This is a genomic window from Acidaminococcus sp. HCP3S3_G9_1 (assembly GCF_052122455.1).
Taxonomy (GTDB): Bacteria; Bacillota; Negativicutes; order Acidaminococcales; family Acidaminococcaceae; genus Acidaminococcus.
Window position 1 is genome coordinate 20,393 of sequence record NZ_JBQKCH010000023.1, and the last position, 6,616, is coordinate 27,008.

5 protein-coding genes are annotated in these 6,616 nt (G+C 58.3%); 1 reads left to right on the forward strand and 4 read right to left on the reverse strand.

Annotation, left to right across the window (positions count from 1 at the left end; all coding sequences use genetic code 11):
- Positions 1 to 490: 490 nt before the first annotated feature.
- From ACTQY1_RS10955 to ACTQY1_RS10970, 4 genes are all read right to left on the reverse strand, one after another.
- Entirely contained in the window at positions 491 to 859 is a 369-nt protein-coding gene (locus ACTQY1_RS10955; protein ID WP_308664540.1) for an endonuclease domain-containing protein, read from the reverse strand.
- Positions 860 to 1,564: 705 nt separating this feature from the next.
- On the reverse strand, positions 1,565 to 1,813 hold the full coding sequence (locus ACTQY1_RS10960; RefSeq protein WP_308664539.1) for a YdbC family protein: 249 nt from the start codon (positions 1,811 to 1,813) through the stop codon (positions 1,565 to 1,567).
- Between the two features lie 145 nt (positions 1,814 to 1,958).
- Positions 1,959 to 3,701 carry an ABC transporter ATP-binding protein gene (locus ACTQY1_RS10965; RefSeq protein ID WP_308664538.1) on the reverse strand — a complete coding sequence of 581 codons (1,743 nt, stop codon included), beginning with the start codon at positions 3,699 to 3,701 and terminating at the stop codon, positions 1,959 to 1,961.
- Positions 3,701 to 5,458: an ABC transporter ATP-binding protein gene (locus ACTQY1_RS10970; protein ID WP_308664537.1), complete on the reverse strand. Its 1,758-nt coding sequence runs from the start codon at positions 5,456 to 5,458 to the stop codon at positions 3,701 to 3,703. Before ACTQY1_RS10970 ends, ACTQY1_RS10965 begins: the two co-directional genes overlap by 1 nt.
- 108 nt (positions 5,459 to 5,566) lie before the next feature.
- On the opposite strand from ACTQY1_RS10970, the gene ACTQY1_RS10975 reads away from it, so the two are divergent.
- Positions 5,567 to 6,421, forward strand: a complete 855-nt coding sequence (locus tag ACTQY1_RS10975) for a LysR family transcriptional regulator (protein WP_441374191.1) — start codon at positions 5,567 to 5,569, stop codon at positions 6,419 to 6,421.
- The last annotated feature ends 195 nt before the right edge of the window (positions 6,422 to 6,616 follow it).

Consider the following 6,616-nt stretch of genomic DNA (forward strand, 5'->3'; position numbering starts at 1 on the left):
GGCGCCGGGATTGCATGGGGATCGCCACCGCCTGCACCAGCGGAAGTTAGTGCGGAGGCGAAGGAAGACGGCGCCGGGTATCGCGGCGCCTAACCCACCACCATTGCGCAGGCGCAACGGTCCCCCGCCCTTGAAAAGGGCGGATAGTAAGTACGCGGGCTTAACGCCCTGGTACTTGTAAAAAAGCAATGGGCCGCAGGCCCGAGCGTATATCCGCCCTTTACAAGGGCGGGGGACCAGCCATTAGGCTGGTGGTGGGTTAGCAGCCCCGGCTGCGTTTCTCTTCAAGGGCCGGCGGATGCCGGGCTTCTTTTTGCATAAGGGCCCCTGGCCCGGTATGCGCTGTATTTATCCGCCCTTTGCAAGGGCGGGGGACCGGCCGTTAGGCTGGTGGTGGGTTAGCAGCCCCCAGGCTGCGTCTCCCTTCAAAGCCATCTGCCCCCGGCAGATGGTCTCCTTCTGCACAAAGGCCCCTGGCCCGCCGTGCCCTCTACTGCTTCACCCGTTTCCGTACTTCCTTATCGATCACGTACTGCACTCCGGAAAAATTTCTCCATATGTCCCGATTGCTGAACCGGAGCACTTTCATGCCGCAGGCCATAAGCCGCCGGGTCCGTTCCAGATCGTAGGCTTTTTCCGCGGGATTGTAATGCTGACTGCCGTCGATTTCTACCACCAGCCGGGCTTTGGCGCAGTAAAAATCCACAATGTATCCCCGGATGGGTTTCTGCCGGAGAAAACGGATAGGATACTGCTGCAAAAACTGGAACCACAAATGCCGTTCTTCGGCAGTCATGTTTTTTCGGAGATGATTGGCAAGGTGTTTGAGGTGACGGTCTCGGGTGGTTTCGTAGTACATGGGTGAGGTCCTTTCTGTTGGATTGTTTTGTGGCAAATTGTTTGTTGGTGCCAAAATGGCAGAGTGGACTGGGGATGGTTGTTGGTGCGGGGGGATAGAGGAAGACGGCGCCGGGTATCGCGGCGCCTAACCCACCACCATTGCGCAGGCGCAACGGTCCCCCGCCCTTGTAAAGGGCGGATAGTAGTGCGGGCTGGCGCCCTGCACGATTAATGGCGACTGTCCGATTAAATCTGCAGTTGTGCAGCAATACGACAGCTGTAGTTTTGCAATACATTAAGCAATGGGCCGCAGGCCCGAGCGTATATCCACCCACGCAAAAGAGTGAACAAGAAGTACGCGGGCTAACGCCTTAGCACTTGCCAAAAAGCAATGGGCGCCAGCCCGAGCGTATATCCGCCCTTTGCAAGGGCGGGGGACCAGCCGTTAGGCTGGTGGTGGGTTAGCAGCCCCCAGGCTGCGTCTCTCTTCAAAGCCATCTGCCTCCGGCAGATGGTCTCCTTTTTGCATAAGGGCCCCTGGCCCGGTATGCGCCGTATATATCCGCCCTTTTCAAGGGCGGGGGACCGGCCGATAGGCTGGTGGTGGGTTAGCAGCCCCCAGGCTGCGTTTCCCTTCAAAGCCATCTGCCTCCGGCAGATGGTCTCCTTTTTGCCGCTGACCGTTGACAAAGGGGGCTGCTGCTCCCGCAGCAGCCCCCTCCTCTTACCTCCCTGCCTGTTCCTTGAAATACTGGAACAGGATCTTGCACAGGGTTTTGGCTTCTTCTTCGCTCAGGGTCACTCCCCGGCCCATTTTTTCTCTTCCCGGGGCCCATTCCCGGATGTCGAATTTGGGTGTCCGGCCGTTGTAGGAAATCCGGTTCACCTCTTTGGTCCAGCCTTTGGGGCTGGTGGAAAGGGTTCCCAGTTCCTGGGTGATTTCGTAGCTGAAGTCGGAATTGTTTCTGTCCATGTTGGTGCCTCCTCGGTACAGGTAATTTCCCCTCAGGTCCCATTATACCGGAGTTTCCAGATTTGAGAACCCCCTGTGGGATGAATGGGCGTTTTTGGGTGGTGAATGGAAAACAGGGTGTTGCACGTTCTGTGCAACACCCTTATCACCCTGCAAACTGACTGTTGTACAGCTCCTTGTAAAACCCTCCCTGTTCCATCAGGCTCTGGTGGGTGCCCTGCTCTATGATTTTCCCGTCTTTCATCACCAGGATCCGGTCGGCGCTGCGGATGGTGCTGAGCCGGTGAGCCACGATGAAGCTGGTGCGGCCTTCCATGAGCTTGGCAAAGGCGTTCTGGATCTGGATCTCGGTCCGGGTGTCGATGCTGGAGGTGGCTTCGTCCAGGATCAGCATGGGCGGCAGGGCCAGCATCACCCGGGTGATGCACAGGAGCTGTTTCTGTCCCTGGCTCAGGCTGTCGTCGTCCACCACCGTATCCAGCCCCCGGGGCAGCCGGCGGATGAATTCCCAGCTGTGGGCTTCTTTGGCGGCCTGGATGATCTCTTCTTCGGTGGCTCCCGGCTTCCCGAAGGCGATGTTCTCCCGGATGGTCCCCTGTTTCAGCCAGGTTTCCTGGAGCACCATGCCGTAAGTCCTCCGGAGAGAATGCCGGTCCACTTTCCCGGTATCCTGGCCGTCGATGGCGATGGTCCCCCGGTCCACATCGTAGAACCGCATAAGCAGGTTGATGAAGGTGCTCTTGCCGCAGCCGGTGGGCCCTACAATGGCGGTGGTCTGGCCCGGTTCCACCTGGAAGTTGAAGTCTTCGATCAGAGGGCGCTTTTTATTGTAGGAAAAATACACATGGGAAATGTCCACGCGCCCTTCCCGGAACACCAGTTTCCGGTCCGGATCGGCGCTCTGGGGAGTCTCTTCGATGAGAGCGAACACCCGGGCAGCGCAGGCCAGGGCATTCTGGAGCTCAGTGACCACGGAGCTGATGTCCGTAAAGGGCTTCATGTACTGGTTGGCGTAGTACAGCAGCACGGTGAGCCCCCCTACGGTAAGCCCTCCGCCCAGGATCTCCCAGCACCCCACCAGGGCCACCAGGGCATAGATGGCGTTGTTCACCGCCCGGGTGGACGGATTGGTGAGGGAGCTGTAGAACAGGGCTCCCTGGGTGGCCTGCTGCAGCTCTTCGTTAAGGCTCCGGAACTGGTCTGAAGAACGTTCTTCATGGCAGAAGGCCTTCACCACTTTTTCGTTGCCGATGGTTTCGTTGATCAGGGCGGTCTGCTTCCCCCGGATGGCGGTCTGGTTCTGGAACAGCCGATAGGACCGGCTGGCGATGAACCGGGCCACCAGGAAGCTCACCGGGGTCAGGACGATCACCATGAGAGAAATGTTCCGGTGAGTGGAAAACATGAAATACAGGGTGAGCACAATGGTCACCAGCCCGGAAAACAGCTGGGTGAACCCCAATAGCAGCCCGTCGGAAATCTGGTCCACGTCGGCGATCACCCGCTGGACCAGGTCACCGGTGCTGTGGCCGTCCAAAAAGGACAGGGGCAGCTGCTGGATCTGACGGATGGCCCGGCTCCGGATATCCCGGACGGTGTTAAAGGCCAACTGGTTGTTGATGAGATTCATGGCCCAGGTGGCCAGGCTGGACAGGACTACCAAAAAGAGGATCTGGGAAGCATAGCGGCCCACCAGGGGGAAATCCACCTGTCCCGGTCCCAGGATCCCGTCAATGGCCCGGCCGAACAGGATGGGCACATAGAGCTGGAGAGCTACGGAAACACCGGCCAGCACCAGGCTCCCAATAAGGAGCATCCGGTAGGCGTCGATGATCTTCCAGACTTTTTTCAGGGTGACCCAGCTGGAATTGTTTCTATCCATGGACATCAGGCTTCCTCCTTTCCCTTGCGGATTTCTTCCGCCCGGCGGCCGGGATACTGGGAATCGAAGATTTCCTGGTACACCGGGCAGGTTTCCAGCAGCTGGAGATGGGTTCCCTGGCCCACCAGTTTCCCGTCATCCAGCACCAAAATCACATCTGCCTGGCGGACGCTGCTGGTCCGCTGGGACACGATGAATACGGTCATTTCCCCTTCCAGGGCCTTGATGGCCTGGCGGAGATGGAGGTCGGTGGCAAAATCCAGGGCACTGGCAGAATCGTCCAGGATCAGGATATCCGGTTTCTTCACCAGGGCCCGGGCAATGGTCAGCCGCTGTTTCTGGCCTCCGGACAGGTTCCGTCCCCCCTGTTCCACCAGGGCATCCAGCCGGCCTTCCTTCCCCAGCACCACATCTTTGGCCTGGGCAGTTTCCAGGGCCTGCCACAGTTCTTCGTCGGTGGCATCAGCCTTGCCCCAACGCAGGTTGTCCCGGATGGTGCCTTCAAAAAGCACTGCCTTCTGGGGTACCAGGGCGATTTTTTCCAGCAGATGGCCGGCCGGGTATTCCCGCACGTCCCGGCCTTCCACTTCCACCTGGCCCCGTGTCACATCATAAAAACGGGGAATCAGGTTCACCAGGGTGGTCTTGCCGCTGCCGGTGCCCCCGATGATTCCCACAGTACTGCCTTTGGGAATGGCAAAATCCAGATCTGTCACCGCTTCGGCGCCTCCGGCATAGCCAAAGGACACGTGATGGAAAGCCACGGCCGGTCCCCCGCTCACCGGTTGAAGGGGTCCGTAAGCAGCGGGACTGGTCATGGAACTTTCCACCTCCAGGATTCCCTGGATGCGGCTTGCACAGGCTGCCGATTTATTCAATGTAATCATCATACTGCCCAGTTTCACCAGTTCAATGATCATCTGGGCCATATAATTGTAAAGAGCCACCACATCCCCCTGGGCCATTGCCCCCAGTTCCACCCGGAGGGCACCCTGGCGGATCAGCACCACCGTGGCTAGGTTCACCAGCAAATAAGTGCCCGGTGTCATCAAAGCGGACCAGCGGCCCACATGAAGGTTCTTCCGGGTCAGGTCAGCATTCCGGCTGTCGAATTCCCGGATTTCCGCCTGTTCCCGGCAGAAGGCCCGGATCACCCGGACCCCGGTCAGGTTTTCCCTAGTGGTCTGGAGCAGTCTGTCCAGAGTTTCCTGGACCCGTTTGAACAAAGGGATGCTCCGGAGCATGATCCCCAGCACCACCACCAGCAGCAGGGGGATGGCCACGGCAAACACCAGGGCACTGGGCACATCGATGAAAAAGGCCATGACCATGGACCCGAACACAATGAAGGGACTCCGGAGCAGCAGCCGCAGAGCCATGTTCAGCCCGGTCTGGACCTGATTCACGTCACTGGTGAGCCGGGTGATCAGGGTATCGGTGCCCAAAGTGTCCAGTTCCCTGTAGGACAGTCCCTGGATATGGTCGAACAGAGCCTGCCGGAGCCGGGTAATGACCCCCACGCTGCCCCGGGCGGCGAAATACTGGGCGGTAAAGGAAAAGCCCATGCCCAGCACCATAAGCCCCATAAGCACCAGGAAGCAGCGGAACAGGAAGCCTTCGTCACCGGTGGAAAGTCCCTGGTCGATCATGGCAGCGATCACCAACGGCACCGCCAGATCCATCAGGGCTTCCAGCAGTTTGAACAAAGGGGCCAGGATGCAGTCCCAGCGGTACCCCTTAAAATAAGAAAGAAATTTTTTCATAATCAGCACCTCATTGCTTGAACTGTCTTTATCTTACCACCGGAAATACTATATAATAAATATTGAATCTATTGAGAACCATATATTTTCCATATAGGAGGATGCATTATGAACCTGGAACAGCTGAACTGTCTCATTGCAGTGGTGGAAGAAGGGTCCATTTCAGCAGGGGCCCGGCGGCTGAACCTGACCCAGCCCCCGGTGTCCCTCCAGCTCCAGCGGCTGGAAACCCAGTGCGGGGTACGGCTGCTGGAACGGGGCGGACGGAAGATCCGTCTCACGGAAGCGGGGAAAAGCCTCTATGACACGGCCAAACGGATCCAGACCCTGACCCTTGCGGCCCAGGAGGACATGAAGAATTTCCAGCTGGGAAAAAAAGGCAGTCTCCATCTGGGGATGATCTCTTCTGGCGCCGGAGAACGGTTTTTCCGGGGGGTTCGGTATTTCGCCCAGAAGTACCCGGAGATTTCCATCCAGCTGTACGAAGGGAACACCTACCAGCTGCTGGACGCCCTGGAAAAGGAGACGGTGGATCTGGCCGTGATCCGGACCCCCTTTTCCAAAACCCGGGTGGAAGGAAAGGTGCTGTGCCGGGAGCATTTCTGCGCCCTGGGAAGCCGGGAACTGTTCCCCCAACACCTGCCGGAGGCCTTTACCCTGGAAGATCTAGAGGAGCTGCCCCTTCTGGGATACCGGCGGTGGGAGCGGATCATCCAGGAAATCTGCCGGGGCCGGGGCTTTTCCCTGTATTTCCGGTGCCTGGCAGACGATGCCCGGAGCTGCCTCCAGTGGGCCCAGGCGGGACTGGGGGTGGCCCTGGTGCCGGAAAGCGTGGTGAACCTGAGCCAGAACCTGAATGCGGTACCGGTCCGGGAAGAAAAGCTGGAAAGCCAGGTGGTGCTGGTCCGGAAAAAAGGCCGGCCTCTTCACGAAACCGCCCGGCTCTTCTGGGAAAATTACTGAGGAGGCGATACCATGGAACTGTCTGCACGGGAAAAATGCAAACTGGCAGGCCTGCTGGCTCGTCACCAACCCCCCGCCCCTGACGCGTAGACCAACTATATAAAGTCAAGCCAATTTTAAAATAAATTTCAGTTGCTATGGATCTTTGCAAAAGGGTGCACTTACCCAAGCCCCCTTTTGTGGGCTTAAAAAAAT